Below are 18,525 nucleotides of genomic sequence, written 5' to 3'. Positions count from 1 at the left end.
CGCTATTGCCTACATTGCTTTTAATTAAAAAGCATCACTAAAACGGTCTAAATACTGCTTTGGAGTTAGACCTCGATGCTTTTTGAACATTCGATTAAAACTCGCAACATGCAAATACCCTAATCGCTCCGCTATCTCTTCAATGGCAATGTTGTGTCTTAACAACTCGACTGCAATGTTACTCAATACATACCCCATGATGGTGGAAAAATTTAACCCAAGTCGATGCAGACGCCTTTGAAATTGTTGCTCAGATAAACCAAGTAACCCAGACACTCTTTCAAGCGTTGGCAAACCAAAATGACGGCTGTAGTTGATGGTTTCATAAATCACTTTCAGTTCATCTTCTGCGTCTGGCATATTCAAATATTCATCTAAGTCACTAAAACTCATCGCCAAACGCTTTTTATCGCCAGAAAGAACCTGCCTTGTTGCTAAGCGTAAGTTTGAGTTAAACCACACTTCTGTTTTCGAGTGATTCCACTCGATTTCGCAACCAAAGTATTGACGATATAGCGAATCGTTATCTCTTTTTCCAGACAGCATGACACGGACAGGGGAAAAATCCTCACCTAGATAGCGACGAAGCACCTTAGTCATGAAAACGGCAACCCGAACGCTATCGTGTACTTTTGCTTCAGATTCAATAGAAGGGTTATGGTAAGTCCACTTTAGGATCGGCCCAACTTGAGCGCCCGCAAGAAAGACACCAGATTGCAAACAGTGAATCCCAGTATTAATCCGGCGAATCGTTGAAGATAAGTCGTGACCCGAAAAAAACCAATATCCTATCGAGCCTATTTTGTCCAAATTAACCCTTTTCGCAGCCTCAAACATCGCATCAGGATTGCCCGTTACCGAGTTAAGACTCTTGAGCCAGCGATTCACTTCCGAGATAGGGATCAAATTCATCGGATTTTTGAATACCGATGGGGGGAAAACTAAATCTGCCGAGTTAATGTCATACTCATCAAGCATTTCTTGGTAAATATAGATGACACTTAACCCTCTAACAAAATGCCCATGTTTTTTCATCTTCGCCCCCAGAGACAACATAACACATCAATAATAACGCCTATATAATATAATCTGTCATTTCCTGAAAGATAATTGAGGCTTAAGTCACAATAAAGCCATCGAAACAATACAGGATCAATCAATGAGTTTACTTAGCGTACCCTTTGTCGGTACTGGCGCTGATACAGCCTTACATGTTGTCGCTGGTGTCGTACTGTTGGCCACTATTGCTGCTGCTGGATTTGGTTTCTGGCGTTTGCACGAATTACCAATTAATAAAGCGCACAGTAAAGATCACCATCAACTTGGATTGATAACGGCGCTCACATGGATTGGTTTTGTTTGGCACTGGGTGTGGGTTTTAGCCGTAATTCTGGCATTCGTCGATATGGAAAAAGCGATCCTAAACTTACGCGACATCTGGAAAAGTGAACCGAGTAACGTAACTTTAGCTCCAGAAACTGAACCAACGATAAACCAACAACAAGAGAAAGCAATGGAGAATCAATCATGTTAGAAGGTTTAGCGGTATGGGCTCTTTTCATCTATTTGCTGAGATTAGTCGGCATGCCATGGAACAAAGCGACTAAGTCATTCTCTTATTTGGGTGGTACATCTTGGCTTCTTTTCGTCTGGGTTGGATTGATCAATTATACCCCAATGGATCTCTCTGGTGGCTCTGTGGTGCAATCGCCTCACATTCAACTTCGTCCAGATTCAATCAAGATAAATGGAAAAGTAAAACACATTTACATACAACCGAATCAGAGAGTCACTAAAGGCCAACTGATCTATGAGATTGATAGTGAACAGTATGAGATCGCTCTACGCCAAGCGGAAGTCAAAAAGGCCGTAGCACAAGTGGCACTCACCGCAGCTCAAGAAGATATTGCTATTGCCACTGCTGACTACCATTCTAGGCAACAAGATCTAGCGACATCGGAAAGCCAACTTGAGTCAGCAAAAGTGGATTATACACTTCAACAAAAAATGTTGATGCGCTATCAAGAGCAAAACCGTGTCGTGAACAATACCATCACTGCCAGTGACATTGATAAGCAGATCAGCACGGTTGATATGGCAAAACAAAATGTGGTTACTATTCAATCACAGATTAAGAAAAAGCAAGTAGATGCGGATAAAGCAAACTTAAATATCACTAAGTCAACGCTTGCCGTCGACAGCAGAAAAGCAGACATATTAAGTGCGGAGCAAACGGTCGCAAAAGCACAATGGGATCTAGATAGTACTAAGGTATACGCACCAGCAGATGGTTTTGTGACTAATTTCATTCTACGTGAAGGGCAACTAATCTCCCGAATTCCACGCTTACAAATGTACACCGATGAAAAATACGTCTTAATGCGAGTCAATCACCAAGCAATACGCAATGTGAAGGCTGGGCAAGTCGCTGAATTTTCATCATCAGTGTATCCAGGCAAAGTTTTTTCAGCAGAAGTTGAAGGGATTGTTGAGGCCACGGGAGAATCACAAAGTAATCTACTAGGCTTGGAACCTTCAGTCAGAACAACAACAGGGAAAAACTTAAACAATAAACACCACTTTGTTCGCCTTAAACTAGATGAGCCTGAAGGCTATGATATTCCGGTTGGCTCTGTTGGTTTAGCCTGGATAAGTGGAGATAAACCTGTGGCGTTTATGGGCTTCTTAGATGTTATTCGTGGCATCATCATAAGAATGAAGTCACAGCTGTACTTCTTCTATTCCATCTAATGAATAGGCATACCATTAGCGTTTATTAATCCAAGACAAAACCGATTAAGCACTTTAACTTAGTCGGTTTTTTTCATTTTCTAGCGGAGCGAGCAATGTGGATAGCTCACTATTTTTATGTGAACTAAAAGGCAAAACGAAAGTAAGTATCGCATCCTCTATATTGGTTTGTTTAAGATGGTACGAAACATTCACTCAGCGACCACTTATGAAAAAAGACTATCATCGCAGACTGGTTCCTGTTATTCGGTACCTTGAACAGAACTTTAATCAGCCCCTAAATTTAGAAAAAGTCGCCGATCTTGCCTATCTTTCGCCCTATCACTTTCATCGAATATTTAAAGCTGTGGTAGGTGAAACTCTAAATGAATATTTACGCCGACTACGAATCGAGAGTGCTGCTAATGATCTGTTTTACAAGAAAAGCCCAGTGATAGAAGTCGCACTTGAGTATGGCTTTTCGAGTTCACAGAGCCTTGCGAAAGTTTTCCGCCAATATTTCAACCTCACACCGAGTCAAATCAGAGATTGTTCCAACATTGATTCGTTTTCAGCATTATTACAAAGTAGCAAGATCGGACACACACTGCGCAAGATTGGACACGATTCAGAAAATGACGCTCGCTATACTGAATCTAAATTAACCCAATGGAGCAGCACCATGGATATTCAACACTTCGATTCAAGTACGCTAGCATATATACGAGTAACAGGGCCTTACGGTGAAAACTACGAGCCCGCGGTTGGAACACTCTATAACTGGGCAGGGCCAAACGGACTGGCAAGTAACACATCAATCTTCATTTACCATGACAACCCTGAAATCACACCCACCGAGAAATGTAGAACAGATATCTGCCTGATGGTTCCTGAAGACACAAAACCAGGCTCAGGAATAGAGACAAAGAACTTTACTGGTGGGAAGTATGGCGTGATCCGTAAAACCATCACTAGCAAAGACCAATATGGATCCGCTTGGGATGAACTCATGTCTCAGGTGGTTGAGCAAGGACTAGATTGCGATGACCGCCCTTGCTTCGAGTTGTATCACAGCTACGACATCAACACGGGAGTCGCTGACGTTAGCTTTTGCACCGCGCTAGCTGACTAATACTTTTTGGTTATTAGTCTCAGGCTGTTTATATCCTTATCATTAGCAATGTTATATTTATTTGCAAAATACAATTGCAAAATGCAAGGACGATCTCCAATTTGAACTCAATTGGTCACAAATTGGGCATAAACGTGCATATAAAAGTTGGCACACTAAGTGCATTAATATAAATGACCCTTCTTAAGCCGAGGGTCACCTAGCCAACTGACGTTGTTAGTGAATAATTTTTGTTCACATTATATATAAGCCAATTGCCCTTTTGCGATTGGCTATTTTTTTGTCTCAAAATCAATACCCCCGCTGACAAACCCTTTCAGGTGACAACTGCAACCCCATCGACATGTTCTGTTAGATATCACGCGCTTATCAATTTATCGAAACCGGGTTCGCCTTGGTATCCAATATCATTTAATGAGAAAAACCACTGTACTTTCATAATGTGTATGGTAATATCTTACCCGCTCTGTGTTCAGAGTTATTTAGAGTTCAAGTAAATGTGAAACCCTCAGATGCAACCTACCAGTTATTGTCTTTTGATTTCCCTATTTGTAAGCAAGATAAATAATTCTACCGCTCAGCACTTTATATATACATACAATTAAATTTTAAGGGACACATTATGTCTAATACAAATACTGGTACAGTAAAATGGTTTAACGAAGAGAAAGGTTTCGGCTTCATTTCTCAAGACAACGGCGACGCTGACGTATTTGTACACTTCCGTGCAATCGCATCAGAAGGTTTCAAAACACTGAAAGAAGGCCAAAAGGTTTCTTTCAATGTTGAAAACGGTCAAAAAGGCCTACAAGCTGCGAACGTAATCGCACTTTAATTCTTTATCGAATTAAACTGAATTATATGAATAGACGCTAGCTTCTAGCGTCTATTTTCTTTCTAGCGATTTTCACTTCACTTTCTACCGCGTCAATCTCCGACTTATAAACACTTCTTTTATACTCCATTTATAATTTTCTGTTTTTATAATACCTTGATTTACAAAGTTTATTGATTCATTTGGCCCGAAGTATTTTCAGTCAATTGATATCGACTACTACTAACTGATTTTTCAGTTGCTAATTTACAAATTCACCCACATTAAACAAAAGGTACATATGTCAAAAAATACAGGCCCAAAGCGTATTTGGTATCATCGCTCTCAGCCGAAAACGTTTCGTAAATAAATTAATCGATACATTGTTTGTTCTTATTACTGACACAAACTCATGTTATAACCATAAGAATCAACGCTTTACCAAAAAATCATCAACATACTAAAACATAGGAATACTCTATTTGAATATACTGTTTACCATTTACACGAATAACACATCTTGGAATGCAACCATTCACCAACTAAATAGCGACGTGCTTTATCGTCATGTTATGCACAGTGGAAACCTCTCAAGCTCATCCATACATTTCACTTATGATGAACTTGAGAAAAGCGGAAAAATATTAGACCAAAATGAACACAATATCGGGCAATTCTCATTACAGTGATGATAAATACACCTCGATAGTATGCACTTAGCAGACAGCATTAGTCTGTAAAACAGCGATAAATGTAAAAATGGACAGAGTCGGTTTTATCCTCTCAACTGACTCTCAATAACGAAAGCATCTGAAATCCTCACAAACCGCCTTATCTTATCCGTAAAATAAAACCTCATTTGAAATTTTTTTACCTAGACTCTCGCTTATCCTTTAACCCTCATCAATTATGCGTATAATCCCCGCCTTACCAATTAACAATCCTAAGTGGGAATAACCATGTCTAAAATGTTCTTCAAAGGCCGAATCGAAACAAGACAGAATCACGTCCAATCTGGCTACAATGTAGACCGTAAGATCAAAGCGGGAACAGAAGAATCACCAATTTCAGTATTGGTTAACTCAGAAGCTCGTAAATTGGAAATGGAAGCGCTAGCGGCAGAAAATGCGCTGTTCGTGGCAATTACCGTTGATGCAGAAAAAGAAGAGAACACAATTGAGTTTGATACGGTCATTAATAAGCCGAAAACAACAGTGTTTGAAAAAACACCTAACCGTAACGACCCATGTGTTTGTGGAAGCGGTAAAAAATACAAGAAGTGCTGCGCTTAAATAGCCATTTGCACATCAATACAGGGTTAAGTATTTCAATGACGTTTAACCCTGTTAATTTTCAGTTTAGCTAATTTGAGCCCAATGACCAGTTGGCCTCACATACCTTATTAAGTCTCTATAAAAAGATATTTCGTTCTTCGAGACATTCGTATGAACCCACTTGTACCTCACGACAAACCCATGGGCGATTCTCATAAATCGTACACATTTTAGTATAGCGGTCGAGAGCAGAACACCAACCATCATCAAGCCGAGCCATCACCTCCCCACCCCATTGATCGTGAGTTATATGTTCCTCTGGAACGCCAGTGTCTGAAATAATAATCACTTCTAAACGGCAGCAACAAGCTTGGCAGTTTGCACAAGAAACTTCTAACGCTTCGTTATCCGTGCCACTAACGTTAGCGACTTCAATATTGGTTACTTCAATCGTCATAAATAAATACACTTAACTCAATTGCAAGCATAGTAGCCTAATTTGACAAGTTTCTCTCAAATCTTTTCAAAACGACACTGACTATATTACAACAAGATCAGAGCTAGACATTAACTCAAGGGAATTGAAGCAACATCACATAATGTATTGTACTAGGTAATATCTAACGGACATCTCAAATTGATCATCGATTGTACGATTTCTACTGAGTGCTGTTACTTTATATCATATACTATACGCCATTAGATGCTGTATGTTACAGCGTCGTAAGAGGTGAGAATACAGTTACAAAATGGTTAAGTTTATTAGAGAAAGAAATGACATTTTACGCAGTAAAAATAGACGTTTTTCTGCTTATATTGCCCTTATATTCTTATTCATATTATTTGTTGCAACAGCGATCAGCCTAGTCACTCACAAAAATATCGACCAAGCTCGCGCTGAAAAGCAAACCTCCGAAATTCTGCGTATGCAGGATCACCTTTTATTAAAAGTGAGATCAATAGGCACCGACCTTACCTACTTCGCACATAGCGATCTTGCTCAGTCGGTATTGATGTCTAATGAACCTAAAAGCTCTTCATACCTAGCATCATTAATGCTGAAAATCACTACGATAAAAAAACAGTACGACCAAATTAGAATTATCGATAGTCAAGGTCAAGAAGTGATCCGAATCGATCAACAGGCGACTAACACATTCTTTCAAGTCCCGAGTGAGGGGTTGCAAGACAAATCCGCACGTTACTATTTCCAAAAAACACGTCAACTGAAGCCAAATCAGATATTCATTTCAAAGTTTGACCTCAATAAAGAACATGGAAAAGTTGAATCCCCAATTAAACCTATGATCAGGTTTTCAACACCTATTTACTCTTCTACTGGATCTTTTCTTGGTATTGGCATTATCAACTACAGAGGTAGCGACCTTCTCCACTCTCTTGACGATCTAAATATTCATAACAATGACAATATCTATCTTGTTAACGACAATGGATACTTGCTGAAAGGCTATGACAAAGAGAAAGAATGGTCTTTTATGTACCCTGAGAAAAAGCAGTATAAGTTCTCAGATGAGTTTTCTACGGTTTGGGCTTCAATGACGACGTCGCCTGAAGGGATGGTGACAACACCTCAAGGTGAGTTCTACTTTCTAAAAACCGCCTTAAACCCCTTTAATGAGCTTTCTAGTGTCAATAGTGAGAGTCTCTTCCTTGTGATGCATGTACCTAAGAGTGTTCTCACTAATGAGTTTTCAGCCCTGATGGAAAACATCCTCATTGCGATCCTTTTAGTTACTCCAATCGTGGCCTTTTTGTCATACCAACTTGCAAGCTCACAGGAAGAACATAAATGGCTTGTAGAAAAATTAACCATTGAAGCTCGCCATGACGGTTTGACCGGGCTCTATAATCGCCACGCTATTGTAGAATTCCTCGAAGAACAAATAGATAAAACCCCAAGCTCCATTCCTCTTTTATCTGTTGGCTTTATTGATGCGAATAATCTTAAGAAGATAAATGACAATTATGGCCATGAGGCAGGAGATAATTTAATTAAAGGCTTGGCTAAAGCGATCAGCTCAACAGTGCGTACCTCTGATTTTTCCGCACGTCTTGGAGGAGATGAGTTCCTAATTGTCTTTATGAACTGTAACGTAGAAGATGCCAGTCACTCTATGCATCGTATTTTAGCTAATTTACGAACTCTAGGCTTAAAGGGCAACATGGACTGGAGCATGAGTTACGGTTGTGCAGAATTGTTGGATAACGACAGCGTGGAGTCACTCATTGGTCGAGCTGACAAAGATATGTATAAGCAAAAGCTAGCCAAGAAGAACCAGTAGTTCACTGTTTTACATGACTAAAAAAGCCTCCATTTCTTTCAAAGATGGAGGCATTTTTGATCTTTCGAAGCTAACTTAATGCTTATTGACATTCAGCGCTGTTAAATCCCCTTTAGGGTTAATCAGGTGAGGCAAGATTTTTGCTAAATTCAAGTCAATGTCTTTATCCGTTATCGGATTAATGACTTCGTTGTACCATCCCAACAAACCTAACACAGCGTAACCGATAGCATCATCTTCATCACTGTGCTCAATAATAATCTGCAAAAAACGCAAAATGGCCTTATCAGCTGATTCAGCTTGTTTACGAGTAGCGTGAAAGATGTCGGTTGATTCTGCAACCAAACCATCAAACTCAGTTTCGATTGCAACTTTAAAAGAGCCGCCATCAACGGAAATTCTCATTTCATTCCAGCCATTGGTTATTCTAACAAGAGAAATAATATCGAATTAAATGATCCCTGTCGTTGACTAACACTGCATCTCATTTGATCTAACTACTGAAAAATTGTCATTCGCTCAATTTACAAGCGCTGCTCACATGCAGAGTGAAGTATTGAAGAACATCCGCACTCCGCTACATCCTTTTTAGGGGCTTTACGACACTATCTAAGCCTTCAATTTTTAGGCATAAGCAAAGCTTTAATAATTCCCCCAGCTCGCCTTCAGGAAAGCCTTTCTTATCAAACCACAACAAATACTCTTCGGGTAAATCGATAAGGACACGACCCGCAAACTTTCCATATGGCATCTTGATTTTAGCGAGTTTAAGTAAATTTTGTTTTTCTAACACGTTTTATCTACCGTAATAATCTGCATGTTCAAAGTGGAGGGTAACATTGAATTTGTGGCTTACCAAAAGCAAATAATAGAACACATATTTTTCCTATTAAACTTTCATTTCATGCAACGAAATGGAGTTGCTTCGCCTGACTGAGCACATCAATCATCGATACGAGCTTAGAGTTCTTGTTTTTACACATTCTACTTAACTGAAAATGTGACCCATCACCTATGCCTATTCTTCTACGTTATGCAATGCCACATTAATCTTTATAATCTTATCGACAAACACACCCATAAATTCTGGTTAATCACTTTTGTACCATTTGAACGGATGAAAATAATGACGACATTGAATGAACAACTAGCCAACTTTAAAGTCATTCCCGTGATTGCAATCAATAAAGCGGAAGACGCAATCCCTCTTGGCCAAACTCTTATTGATAATGGTATGCCTTGTGCTGAAATAACGTTCCGCACTGAATGTGCCCCAGAGGCTATTCGCATTATGCGAGCCAAATACCCTGAGATGTTGATTGGTGCTGGTACGATCTTAACTAACGAGCAAGTAGATCAAGCTATCGATGCTGGCGTTGATTTCATTGTAAGCCCTGGGTTTAATCCTAGAACCGTTCAGTATTGCCTGGATAAAAATATCCCCATCATCCCTGGCGTTAATAACCCTAGCCTCGTAGAGCTGGCAATGGATATGGGACTTAGCACCTTAAAATTCTTCCCAGCTGAAGCTTCTGGCGGCACTGCAATGCTCAAAGCTCTATCTGCTGTTTATCCTGTTAAGTTTATGCCGACAGGAGGCGTAAGCTTAAAAAATCTTGATGAGTATCTATCCATTTCGTCCGTGATTACTTGCGGAGGTACGTGGATGGTACCTACCAACCTCATTGATGAAGGTAAATGGGAAGAGTTAGGTAAATTAATTAGCGATGCTATAACGCATGTATGAGAGATACATGACATAGAATTTCGAGATAACTGAGCCCATAATAAAGACAATGTCGTGAGACATTAAGGTAACCTAAAGTAAGATTTGAGTTCTTCCTTTTATCCGCAAGCATTCGTCACATCAGCTCTAAAAGCAGTAATAGAACAGGAGGCATCGATGGCCTCCTTTTATCGCTTTTAGTTCGTCTAAGCGATTTGAATTATTTCAAATACGAAAAAGCCCCAAGAAGCTCTTGAGGCTATTCATTTTACACGACGATTTTATTCGTAATCAGATGCGTAAGTCTCTTCATAAGTATGAGAGTAAAGCTCAAATAGATTGCCGAACGGGTCTTCTAGGTAAACCATTTGCGCTGGTTTTGTCTCATCTTCTGGGTGGTAACGCATAATATCCATGCGTACTTTGCCGCCAAATTGTTTAGTGCGTTCAATCACACCGTGGAAGTCATCGGTTTGCAGGCAAAAGTGGAAAATACCAATTCGAGAGAAATCAACATTATGACGTTCTTGGCGCTCTTTCATTTCAAATAATTCAACGCCAATGCCATCTGAAGTCACTAGGTGTGCAATGTTAAACCCTTTAAAGCCTTCGCCAAAAACCGCGACACACATTCTGCCAATCGCTGTTTCGCGCTCTTCTTCAACTTTAGTATTACCCATTACAACGTTTAGGCCAAGAGCATTAGTATAAAACTCAACCGCTTTATCCATATCGCCAACCATTATGCCTACATGATTCATTTTCATAACTTACCCCAAATTCAGATGATTGATTCGTACTTTGTGTCGATGAAATGATTGTATGTTGCTTAAGGTATAAATAAAAATTATTGATAGTTATTAAAATAATAATATAATTTTATAGCATCCATTTAGCTAAGATATTCAAAGATGAAATGCCTTGATATAGCGGTTTAATCTCATCGAGTAAAAATCAGACAATTCTTCATCATCTTCGTCGTGGCAATCAGTGCAAGTTTCTTTAGGGTCAAACTCCTCATGAGGAAGGTGGCACTCAACGCACTCCATCTCTTCGCTCTCTCTATGTTTTACGTTATGTTGACGCCCTTCCAGAATGCCGAAATCATCATGACACTCCACACAGCTATCATATTCAAACTTTAGATCATCAGAAGGATCTTCATCTTGGTGACACTGCCCAGCACAGGTTTCATCTTTTAAATGAAAATTCGCTAAGTTATTTTCATCTGGATTAGGCAAATCTCCAGCGTATGCCGATACACAGAACACACTAAATAACACAGCTATTGAACCTTTAATGATACGCATAACTCTTATCCTCGCTAATCCATTGCGGCCTTTCTGTCACGTAAAATATCTTCATGACAAGTTGCACATAGCCCAATACGAAACTTCTTACTGATTCCAATGATAGGATCGGAATCAGCGTGTAAATTATGGCAATTTGAGCACGTAAGCTTGGTAACATGTACATCATGGGTCCATTCACTGCGCCTTAAATTTTGAGGAGTATGGCATGCAATACATTGTTCGTTCTGTACAAGAATGGGCATATCGATATGATCATCAAATGGGATGATATTCAGCACATCTGAATCCTTTGGATGAGCCCCTTTTCTACCATGGCAAGCGGTACAATTGTTATAAAACTCAGGGCTTGTATGCGCGCCAACAGAAGAAATGGCATCTATGTTTTTAAGCAGACGCTTTTTTTTATGACAACGGATGCAACGCTTGTTCTCTTTGACTAAGATTTGCATTTCAGCATCATTCGTCACTTGGCTAGAAAATGATTTTGCTTCTTGGGTTATTAAAGGCTGGACACTTGACTCAGAAGAATATGATGTCGACACATATAGAGCATTAGCGATGATCAGCCAGAAAAGCATAGAAATATATCGAGTGACTGTTTTGGCCATAATAGTACTCTTTTATTTGAGAATGATTTGAGCCATTTTGATTAGCTCAAATCATTTCAGTTCATTGAAAAAATGCAATATTGCGCTTATTTAAATTCGAGATTTAATACTCCACGATGGAATATGTGATTGATCTGTGAATTGTCGAACACCGCGATACCAAATGGATACTCTTTACTCAAATCATTAAATTGAACATCTTGAGTGGCTGCATTTTCTCCAGTGGTCACCAGTTTACGTTTCATTTCAAGCGTCCAGACGCCATCTTTCCACTCAGCTCCTACGTCTATATCGCCACGAGAACCTGTAAATGGCTTACCCGTTAGCCCCGGAATACGATCCAATTTATCGTAACCAGCGGTGAAAGGTTGTTTCTCGGAATCTAAAATAAGCAACGTATCATCGGTCAAACTCGCCGATATATACGCTGGCTGTCCATCTTTTATGTTATTAACGTAGCCGCCACCTGTTTTACTATCTCCTTTACGTCCCCAACCTTTATTTTGCTTTGGATCCGTATTGCTATCTACATATTGGTCATCCAATTGATTATGAACTGCCGTTCTTACCCCTTTCCAGTGCCACATATCGATAAATTCACCTTCTCGCTTGGTGTATTTACGCGCAGGGTTTTTATCTTTACGTCCGGCGTTCATTCCATCTTTTGCTCTATGGCAAGCGATGTTACACCCCTTATCAGCAAAGCCTTCGGTGTTAATGTCCCAGAAAACCGCAAATTTATCTTCGTAATAAGTATTGTCGTGTCCGGTACTATCTTTATTCTTAAGCTGTTTCCAAGTGCCATCCTCTTGCTTCACCCAAGGAAAACGGTCGATGCTTTTAGTTGGATCGGCATAGGTAAATAGAAAATAAACATACTCATCATCATACAATGACTTCATTTCAACACTGGTTTTTTTAATCCCTTCATAACCATTATTGGGTTTATAAGGCAATTTTTTTAATTTCTGAGTTATCGATTTAGCTTGCTCCCAAACCGGATCTATTTTCCCATCAATAGTAATATTTGAAGTGATTTTACTGCTCTCCAAAGTCTTTCCTTTGGCCTGAGCGGCATTTATAGGCACTATCGCTAATGCGACCATGGTGGATACTGCGATTATTGAAAGCTTCATTGCTATTCTCCTAATGTCCATTGCTATGCTGTTATATTAAGCGTAGGAATGAATAGCCATTTGTCAGTTGATCAAAATCAAGTTGTGAGCGGGGAGAGAGGTTCGTTGAATACATCTGTGACGCTATATCGATAAGCTGATAATTAGGCTTATCCAATAATCTCAATATGATAAATATATTTATCACTTTCCATCTGAAATTCTTGTATTTTAATTGGGCGATACGTGGGACATCGCTCAATATAACCAACACATAATTCGTCTATAGTTATAAAAGTTTTATTTGATAATGAGTGGGTATGTTCGAGCTATTTCAATTTAGTCTCTATATTCTTTATGGCTTTATTTTCATTGCAATAGGGTTTTCTATTCTATTTCGTGACATGCGTTTTAGTCATTTATCTATTGCCACCGCCCTCCCCTCATTAGCTGTTTTTGGGTTTATTCATGGTCTGCATGAAATCTCAGAGCTATACCTGATTGTTTATCAACAAGATATTCTTATGCACAATACGGTGAAGTTATTTAAGGTAATTAAGCTTTGGGTATCTTTCATTGCTCTGGGTTGCTTTGCAATGCAAATGCTGACGATGACGCAATGGCAGCGTAGAGACGAATTGAAAAAGTTAATTCAAGTCACCATCATCTTATTCATCATCTATTTTTGTTATCAGTTTGCCATCAAAAACATCGATGTCTTCCTTAATGAATGTACGCTATATATCCGCTGGTTATTTGGATCAGGATCTGGATTACTTGCAGGGTTAGCACTGATCAACTACTCCAAGAAATTAAAATTCGAAGAACGACAAGCCTCTCATGCCGTCCAGCATCTTGGTATATCTATCATTCTGTATGGTCTATTCGCTGGTATTTTTTACATCGATGATCTGTTTTATGGTGTCCCTATTCGAGGCGGCTTGGCTTTTGTTATTCTCATCTACCTTCAAAAAACCATGGCGCTATTCGATGCAGAACGACAAACTCAAATAGAAAGAGCACTTCAAAAAGCGCTGCATAACAAAAAACTGAGTGATGTCGGAGAACTCACATCAGGTATTGCCCACGAGATAAAAACACCGCTCAGTAGTGCTTTGATGCGTTGTGATATTTTAGAGAAACAGATCAACACAACAGGCTCAAGCGCAGCAGACTTTAAGCCTCAACTTGAACACATTCGAAAAGGTCTGTTAAAAGCCGCACACATTAGCCAAGAACTACTACAATTTTCACATAAGAGAGCACCAGTAATTGAAGAGATTTCCGTCAGTGTCTTAATCGATGAGGCTTTACAGTTAATGGTACATCGACTCGACGAGTTTGATATTCGTGTATTTGTGCCCAATGACTTGCATGTATTCGCAGATAAAGAGCAGATTGAAGAGGTCGTCGTCAACATACTCAACAACGCCATTGATGCCTCGACAGACAAAAAAGTAGTCTGTATTGAGGCACAACAAAAAGGGCTCAATATTCACCTGTCGATCACAGATTTTGGTAGTGGAATAGACGATAGCATTAAAGATAAAGTAACAATGCCATTCTTTACCACTAAGGCTAAAGGTTCAGGCACAGGGCTAGGTCTTACGCTTTGTCAAAAGATACTGGAACAAAATCATGCAAGATTCTGGTTTCAGAATACGAGTGATGGGCTCTGTGTCGTTATTGAATTACCAATGGAGTACTCATGGGCTTAAAACTGCTCTTAGCTGAAGATGATTTCGATTTACGAGAGTCGATTACCCTTGCTTTAACTATGGATGGCTTTGACGTCACGGCCTGTGAAAGTGCAGAACAAGCCATCGGGTGTACTATGCGCCATCAGTATGACGTCGCGTTGCTTGATTTAGTCATGGAAGGCATGAGTGGCATTGATGCCATTGCTTCCCTCAAGAAGTTAAATCCGAACATTGGGATCGTCATAGGAACCGCATTTGGGACGATAGATACGGCTGTAGATGCAATGAAAAAAGGAGCGGACGAGTTCTTAACGAAGCCGTTTCAATTACAAACCTTATCCGTCACGCTTAAACGAGTTCATGCTGAAAAATCTCTAAAAGCACCAACAGCAGATAAAGATAGCGATCAAGTGTTTAGTGCTTTGGCCAATCCTATTCGCCGCAATGTCATCTATCAATTAACGATTCATCAAAAGCTCAAATTTATGGATCTATGCCGCTTAGTCGGTATTGATGATCATACAAAGTTCAACTTTCATTTACGTCAATTGATTAAAAGTAACCTGGTAAAACAAGAGGAAGGAAAATCATATATATTGACGAAAAAAGGGGTTGATGTTGAATCTCGCCTTCATTTATAGGCGCAATCGGTGCTCTTGAGTAAAATTGCACTGATTAAAACCTTATCAAAATGAAGCAAGTAAAATCGTGAAGTTCAATAATGGATCGAAACCTCGATCAAATCAATATCCGACTAAAACACTATGGTATTATGTGCAAATACCGTACTACATAATACCAATCACAGTAAGTAGATGGTCATAAAAAGCGTAGGAAAAATGCTTGAGAACAAGGCAGAAATTTTCGATAAGTAGTTATTCTACAATCAAAATTTCTAACGCCGTTATCGGGTATTTTAACAAGCTAGGATGATCAGTTATTTACTACGATTGGTATAACTACCTGTATTGAGGCAACACCATGGCACTATCATTTAAGAAAATTTTCAAAGGCAACAAAGAAGAGGCTGAACAGGTTAAAGTGACAACAGAAGCAGCGTCATCAGAAAACGCAGCAACTGAAGATAAGACTCAAGAAACATCAGGTGAAAAAATCAAACACAACACGCCAAGTGGCTGCTGTGGCTCTTGCTCGTAAGTAACTACGACTAAATTATTATTAATTATAAGCCTCGATTTTCGAGGCTTATTCATTTCCCAACTGTTATTTCCCAACAGCTCACACTACTGAAATTCATCACCGTGATTCTCAAGCCTCTTATGGCCGCACTCCTGACACACAATATATCGGTCTACTAATTCTAAAGAGGCCAGCGCTGGACTTGCCACGCCTGAGAAAAAACCTTCAAGAAATGCTTTAAATTGCTCTTTTCTACTTTTTCCGTATTTCGATGGCTTTTGTTTAATTATCTCTTTATGCAGGGTTTCTTTATTGCATTGAACGCAAAATTGTTGATTCATATTCCATTAAGCCTTTGAATTATTCATTATATTTTCATATGCATTAAGTCACATCATCATAAACAAATCAATAATTTATAAATTACTTTTTGGCATAAAAAAAACCGTCTTAGACGACTACCTAGACGGTTTCATATACGCTCAATAACTGGCGATAATCATAATCGCCTAGTAGAGTTACACCTTAAACATACTAATCGCACTGCTTAAACGTGATGCCATTGTATTAAGCTCATCAGCGGTACGAACGTTTTCTTGTACGTCATTCGCGGTATTAGCCGCCAAATCATTCACACTCACAACATTTTCATTAATCTCTGCCGCTACGCTAGACTGCTCTTCAGCTGCGGTGGCGATCTGATTATTCATGTCTTGAATGGTTTTGATTTCACGCTCAATTGTCGAAAGAGCGCTGCTCGCTTCATCTGACTTGCCTAGTGTCTGTTGAGCATTGGTGGCATTTTCTGTCATCAAACCTACTGAGCGTGACGCCTGCTCTTGTAGCTTCTCAATCATAGATTGAATTTCATTGGTACTTTGTTGCGTTTTCGTCGCTAAAGTACGAACTTCATCGGCTACAACTGCAAAACCACGACCATGTTCACCTGCACGAGCTGCTTCGATTGCAGCATTCAGCGCCAGCAAGTTGGTCTGATCGGCAATGCCACGAATAACATCTAGGATACCACCCACATTCTCAGTTTCAGTATGCACGTTGGTGATAACCTCTTGAACTTGGCCAATGTCGTTCACCAACCGAGTGATCTCTTCGTTCATTTGGCTCACAACTTGTAAGCCTTGAGCAGAACTTTGGCTCGCATCATCAGAAGAGCTAGAAGCTTCCACGGCGTTCTGTGCAACTTCATTGACTGTTGCCGCCATTTCGTTCATCGCGGTTGCGACCTGTTCTAGCTGCATCATCTGAGATTTCGACGAAGTATCCACTTTCGCAGATGAAGCACCTAATTGCGTTGAAACGTTAATCAGATGATTAGATGACTCATTAATATCGGTAATGATGCTTTTAAGATTGTTCGCCATGGCTACCGTAGAGCGGTAAACACCAACGCTACTATTGTCTAGTTGGGGCACATTAGTCAGATCACCATTAGCAATTTTGTTTACTAACGCTTCAATCTCTTTCGGCTCACCACCAATAGGAACGTACATCAATTTCGTAATCAAGAAATATACGCCAGCAACGCCTAAAACGATAAAGAATAGACCTGAAAGTACGTTTACTTTAACCGCAGAATTGGATGTTGCATTAATATCGTCCCATTTCGCCCACGCCCATACCGTCCAGTGGAGAGAATCTATCTTCGAAGAAACAACATAGAAATCCCCTTTATCCGGTACTGAGTATGAGTGCTCACTACTAGATTCATTGGCATACTGCTTATAGCTTGGGCGTAAATCAAACAGGTTTTTTCCTACATAATCTGCATAGCTTGCCGCCATAGTAAAGCCATCTTCACGAGCTACAAATATATTCGGTTCTGATGAAAGTTCGTTTACATAATCCGTGATATCACTCATTTTCAAGCTCATACCAACAGTCGCAATAACGGTTCCATTTTGTTTAACTGGTACCACAAATGCCATCGTCAAGTGACCGGTGCTGGCCATAAATGGATTAGTTACCGTACGCTCCGCCCCTTGCATACCTTTAACAAACCACTCTCGCTGCTTTTGTTTTGCGTTAAAATTTGGAATGACCCCTCTATTTGATGCATCGTAAGTTGTCCCGTCAGGTAAACCGATAAACATATTCAGAGCTTTCATTCTTTGTGCGCTATCGACTAAAAGACCTAATGCTTTTTCATCAATTTCAACTTGACCTTGCTCAACATCAATTGCAGAAACTAAGCTTTCTAACGCTGTAAAATAGCTTTCAACTCGACCTTCAACTGACTTCGCGATTAAAAAAGATTTATTAGATAAATTGTTACGATAATCACGTGTAGACGAGTTGTTGATTTGCGTATAACCAAGGCTAGACAACACCAAAATAATCAGAGCAATCAATGCCCCGATAGACAACATTAATTTATTTCTTGCGCTCATAAGGATCTCGACTTCCAAATAGTGGATATATTCATTATGTAGAACGGAGGTTTATTCAACACATGAACGAATCGTGAGAATGTTATAATAGTGGTAATTCACCGCTCATTTCGTCCATTATTAAATTAACTGAAGGACAATCAATATATCGGCAATACCACTTTAAACTTAAGGTAGATTCATAGCGTTGCGCGAAGAATCTTTTGAAAATGCGAGATCACGGGCATGGGTCTGTCCAATATCCAACATAGGTCAAACTACC

General features: G+C 39.6%; 20 protein-coding genes. 10 read left to right on the top strand and 10 right to left on the bottom strand.

The features are described 5' to 3' along the window. Window positions 1-24 precede the first annotated feature (24 nt). A complete protein-coding gene (locus OCV39_RS17800; RefSeq protein WP_017054588.1) occupies window positions 25-1,035 on the bottom strand; it encodes an AraC family transcriptional regulator in 1,011 nt (336 codons plus the stop codon). A 124-nt stretch (window positions 1,036-1,159) separates the two neighbouring features. Here OCV39_RS17800 and OCV39_RS17795 point away from each other — a divergent pair, with 124 nt between their 5' ends. From OCV39_RS17795 to OCV39_RS17775, 5 genes are all read left to right on the top strand, one after another. Further along, window positions 1,160-1,534 carry an MFS transporter gene (locus OCV39_RS17795; RefSeq protein WP_136995942.1) on the top strand — a complete coding sequence of 125 codons (375 nt, stop codon included), beginning with the start codon at window positions 1,160-1,162 and terminating at the stop codon, window positions 1,532-1,534. Beyond that, complete coding sequence (locus OCV39_RS17790; RefSeq protein ID WP_261889568.1) at window positions 1,528-2,751, top strand: HlyD family secretion protein; 1,224 nt, start codon at window positions 1,528-1,530, stop codon at window positions 2,749-2,751. The genes OCV39_RS17795 and OCV39_RS17790 overlap by 7 nt, the downstream gene beginning before the upstream one ends. A 208-nt stretch (window positions 2,752-2,959) precedes the next feature. After that, window positions 2,960-3,862, top strand: a complete 903-nt coding sequence (locus OCV39_RS17785; protein WP_017054585.1) for an AraC family transcriptional regulator — start codon at window positions 2,960-2,962, stop codon at window positions 3,860-3,862. Window positions 3,863-4,484: 622 nt separating this feature from the next. Beyond that, window positions 4,485-4,697: a transcription antiterminator/RNA stability regulator CspE gene (cspE, locus tag OCV39_RS17780; protein WP_017054584.1), complete on the top strand. Its 213-nt coding sequence runs from the start codon at window positions 4,485-4,487 to the stop codon at window positions 4,695-4,697. A gap of 938 nt (window positions 4,698-5,635) precedes the next feature. Further along, window positions 5,636-5,968 (top strand): PBPRA1643 family SWIM/SEC-C metal-binding motif protein, encoded by a 333-nt coding sequence (locus OCV39_RS17775; RefSeq protein ID WP_113800195.1) that lies wholly within the window; start codon window positions 5,636-5,638, stop codon window positions 5,966-5,968. Window positions 5,969-6,086: 118 nt separating this feature from the next. On the opposite strand, the gene OCV39_RS17770 is transcribed toward OCV39_RS17775, so the two are convergent. Next, window positions 6,087-6,407, bottom strand: a complete 321-nt coding sequence (locus tag OCV39_RS17770; protein WP_017054582.1) for a YkgJ family cysteine cluster protein — start codon at window positions 6,405-6,407, stop codon at window positions 6,087-6,089. A gap of 292 nt (window positions 6,408-6,699) precedes the next feature. On the opposite strand from OCV39_RS17770, the gene OCV39_RS17765 reads away from it, so the two are divergent. Beyond that, the gene (locus OCV39_RS17765; RefSeq protein ID WP_261889567.1) at window positions 6,700-8,253 is read left to right on the top strand and encodes a sensor domain-containing diguanylate cyclase; all 1,554 of its coding nucleotides are present in this window, start codon (window positions 6,700-6,702) and stop codon (window positions 8,251-8,253) included. A 75-nt stretch (window positions 8,254-8,328) separates the two neighbouring features. Here OCV39_RS17765 and OCV39_RS17760 read toward each other — a convergent pair whose 3' ends face one another. Further along, the gene (locus OCV39_RS17760) at window positions 8,329-8,658 is read right to left on the bottom strand and encodes a hypothetical protein (protein WP_261889566.1); all 330 of its coding nucleotides are present in this window, start codon (window positions 8,656-8,658) and stop codon (window positions 8,329-8,331) included. Window positions 8,659-8,830: 172 nt separating this feature from the next. Continuing rightward, the gene (locus OCV39_RS17755; protein WP_017054579.1) at window positions 8,831-9,046 is read right to left on the bottom strand and encodes a putative quorum-sensing-regulated virulence factor; all 216 of its coding nucleotides are present in this window, start codon (window positions 9,044-9,046) and stop codon (window positions 8,831-8,833) included. Between the two features lie 333 nt (window positions 9,047-9,379). Between OCV39_RS17755 and OCV39_RS17750 the strand changes: the two genes are divergently transcribed. Then, the gene (locus OCV39_RS17750) at window positions 9,380-10,000 is read left to right on the top strand and encodes a bifunctional 4-hydroxy-2-oxoglutarate aldolase/2-dehydro-3-deoxy-phosphogluconate aldolase (protein WP_261889565.1); all 621 of its coding nucleotides are present in this window, start codon (window positions 9,380-9,382) and stop codon (window positions 9,998-10,000) included. 260 nt (window positions 10,001-10,260) lie between these two features. Here the strand turns inward: OCV39_RS17750 and OCV39_RS17745 are convergent, their stop codons facing one another. The 4 genes from OCV39_RS17745 to OCV39_RS17730 all read right to left on the bottom strand — a co-directional run bounded on the left by OCV39_RS17745 (window position 10,261) and on the right by OCV39_RS17730 (window position 13,036). Then, entirely contained in the window at window positions 10,261-10,746 is a 486-nt protein-coding gene (locus tag OCV39_RS17745; protein ID WP_017054577.1) for a VOC family protein, read from the bottom strand. 138 nt (window positions 10,747-10,884) lie between these two features. Then, a complete protein-coding gene (locus OCV39_RS17740) occupies window positions 10,885-11,289 on the bottom strand; it encodes a cytochrome c3 family protein (RefSeq protein ID WP_261889564.1) in 405 nt (134 codons plus the stop codon). Between the two features lie 14 nt (window positions 11,290-11,303). After that, a complete protein-coding gene (locus OCV39_RS17735; protein ID WP_113800191.1) occupies window positions 11,304-11,900 on the bottom strand; it encodes a cytochrome C in 597 nt (198 codons plus the stop codon). Between the two features lie 86 nt (window positions 11,901-11,986). Then, window positions 11,987-13,036 carry an ethylbenzene dehydrogenase-related protein gene (locus tag OCV39_RS17730; RefSeq protein ID WP_136995188.1) on the bottom strand — a complete coding sequence of 350 codons (1,050 nt, stop codon included), beginning with the start codon at window positions 13,034-13,036 and terminating at the stop codon, window positions 11,987-11,989. Window positions 13,037-13,335: 299 nt separating this feature from the next. Here OCV39_RS17730 and OCV39_RS17725 point away from each other — a divergent pair, with 299 nt between their 5' ends. The 3 genes from OCV39_RS17725 (at window position 13,336) to OCV39_RS17715 (ending at window position 15,873) form a co-directional block, all read left to right on the top strand. Then, window positions 13,336-14,733, top strand: coding sequence for a sensor histidine kinase (locus OCV39_RS17725; protein WP_261889563.1), 1,398 nt, complete (start codon window positions 13,336-13,338; stop codon window positions 14,731-14,733). Beyond that, a complete protein-coding gene (locus OCV39_RS17720) occupies window positions 14,724-15,356 on the top strand; it encodes a response regulator (protein WP_017054572.1) in 633 nt (210 codons plus the stop codon). Before OCV39_RS17725 ends, OCV39_RS17720 begins: the two co-directional genes overlap by 10 nt. A 340-nt stretch (window positions 15,357-15,696) precedes the next feature. Further along, complete coding sequence (locus OCV39_RS17715; RefSeq protein ID WP_261889562.1) at window positions 15,697-15,873, top strand: CCGSCS motif protein; 177 nt, start codon at window positions 15,697-15,699, stop codon at window positions 15,871-15,873. An 86-nt stretch (window positions 15,874-15,959) separates the two neighbouring features. On the opposite strand, the gene OCV39_RS17710 is transcribed toward OCV39_RS17715, so the two are convergent. Continuing rightward, window positions 15,960-16,196, bottom strand: coding sequence for a hypothetical protein (locus OCV39_RS17710; RefSeq protein WP_017054391.1), 237 nt, complete (start codon window positions 16,194-16,196; stop codon window positions 15,960-15,962). A gap of 177 nt (window positions 16,197-16,373) precedes the next feature. After that, on the bottom strand, window positions 16,374-18,263 hold the full coding sequence (locus tag OCV39_RS17705; RefSeq protein ID WP_136995191.1) for a methyl-accepting chemotaxis protein: 1,890 nt from the start codon (window positions 18,261-18,263) through the stop codon (window positions 16,374-16,376). Window positions 18,264-18,525 lie beyond the last annotated feature (262 nt).

The organism is Vibrio cortegadensis, assembly GCF_024347395.1.
GTDB classification, from domain to species: Bacteria; Pseudomonadota; Gammaproteobacteria; order Enterobacterales; family Vibrionaceae; genus Vibrio; species Vibrio cortegadensis.
Note: the sequence above shows the minus strand (reverse complement) of the source record. Positions and strands in the feature narration are given on the sequence as shown.

What these genes read in the sequence shown, in the direction of transcription:
- OCV39_RS17760 (WP_261889566.1), bottom strand. Translation starts at nt 8,658, where the DNA reads ATGAGAATTTCCGTTGATGGCGGCTCTTTTAAAGTTGCAATCGAAACT.
- OCV39_RS17770 (WP_017054582.1), bottom strand. Translation starts at nt 6,407, where the DNA reads ATGACGATTGAAGTAACCAATATTGAAGTCGCTAACGTTAGTGGCACG.
- OCV39_RS17800 (WP_017054588.1), bottom strand. Translation starts at nt 1,035, where the DNA reads ATGAAAAAACATGGGCATTTTGTTAGAGGGTTAAGTGTCATCTATATT.
- OCV39_RS17720 (WP_017054572.1), top strand. Translation starts at nt 14,724, where the DNA reads ATGGGCTTAAAACTGCTCTTAGCTGAAGATGATTTCGATTTACGAGAG.
- OCV39_RS17705 (WP_136995191.1), bottom strand. Translation starts at nt 18,263, where the DNA reads ATGAGCGCAAGAAATAAATTAATGTTGTCTATCGGGGCATTGATTGCT.
- OCV39_RS17710 (WP_017054391.1), bottom strand. Translation starts at nt 16,196, where the DNA reads ATGAATCAACAATTTTGCGTTCAATGCAATAAAGAAACCCTGCATAAA.
- OCV39_RS17725 (WP_261889563.1), top strand. Translation starts at nt 13,336, where the DNA reads ATGTTCGAGCTATTTCAATTTAGTCTCTATATTCTTTATGGCTTTATT.
- OCV39_RS17790 (WP_261889568.1), top strand. Translation starts at nt 1,528, where the DNA reads ATGTTAGAAGGTTTAGCGGTATGGGCTCTTTTCATCTATTTGCTGAGA.
- cspE (WP_017054584.1), top strand. Translation starts at nt 4,485, where the DNA reads ATGTCTAATACAAATACTGGTACAGTAAAATGGTTTAACGAAGAGAAA.
- OCV39_RS17740 (WP_261889564.1), bottom strand. Translation starts at nt 11,289, where the DNA reads ATGCGTATCATTAAAGGTTCAATAGCTGTGTTATTTAGTGTGTTCTGT.
- OCV39_RS17795 (WP_136995942.1), top strand. Translation starts at nt 1,160, where the DNA reads ATGAGTTTACTTAGCGTACCCTTTGTCGGTACTGGCGCTGATACAGCC.
- OCV39_RS17785 (WP_017054585.1), top strand. Translation starts at nt 2,960, where the DNA reads ATGAAAAAAGACTATCATCGCAGACTGGTTCCTGTTATTCGGTACCTT.
- OCV39_RS17745 (WP_017054577.1), bottom strand. Translation starts at nt 10,746, where the DNA reads ATGAAAATGAATCATGTAGGCATAATGGTTGGCGATATGGATAAAGCG.
- OCV39_RS17775 (WP_113800195.1), top strand. Translation starts at nt 5,636, where the DNA reads ATGTCTAAAATGTTCTTCAAAGGCCGAATCGAAACAAGACAGAATCAC.
- OCV39_RS17730 (WP_136995188.1), bottom strand. Translation starts at nt 13,036, where the DNA reads ATGAAGCTTTCAATAATCGCAGTATCCACCATGGTCGCATTAGCGATA.
- OCV39_RS17715 (WP_261889562.1), top strand. Translation starts at nt 15,697, where the DNA reads ATGGCACTATCATTTAAGAAAATTTTCAAAGGCAACAAAGAAGAGGCT.
- OCV39_RS17735 (WP_113800191.1), bottom strand. Translation starts at nt 11,900, where the DNA reads ATGGCCAAAACAGTCACTCGATATATTTCTATGCTTTTCTGGCTGATC.
- OCV39_RS17750 (WP_261889565.1), top strand. Translation starts at nt 9,380, where the DNA reads ATGACGACATTGAATGAACAACTAGCCAACTTTAAAGTCATTCCCGTG.
- OCV39_RS17765 (WP_261889567.1), top strand. Translation starts at nt 6,700, where the DNA reads ATGGTTAAGTTTATTAGAGAAAGAAATGACATTTTACGCAGTAAAAAT.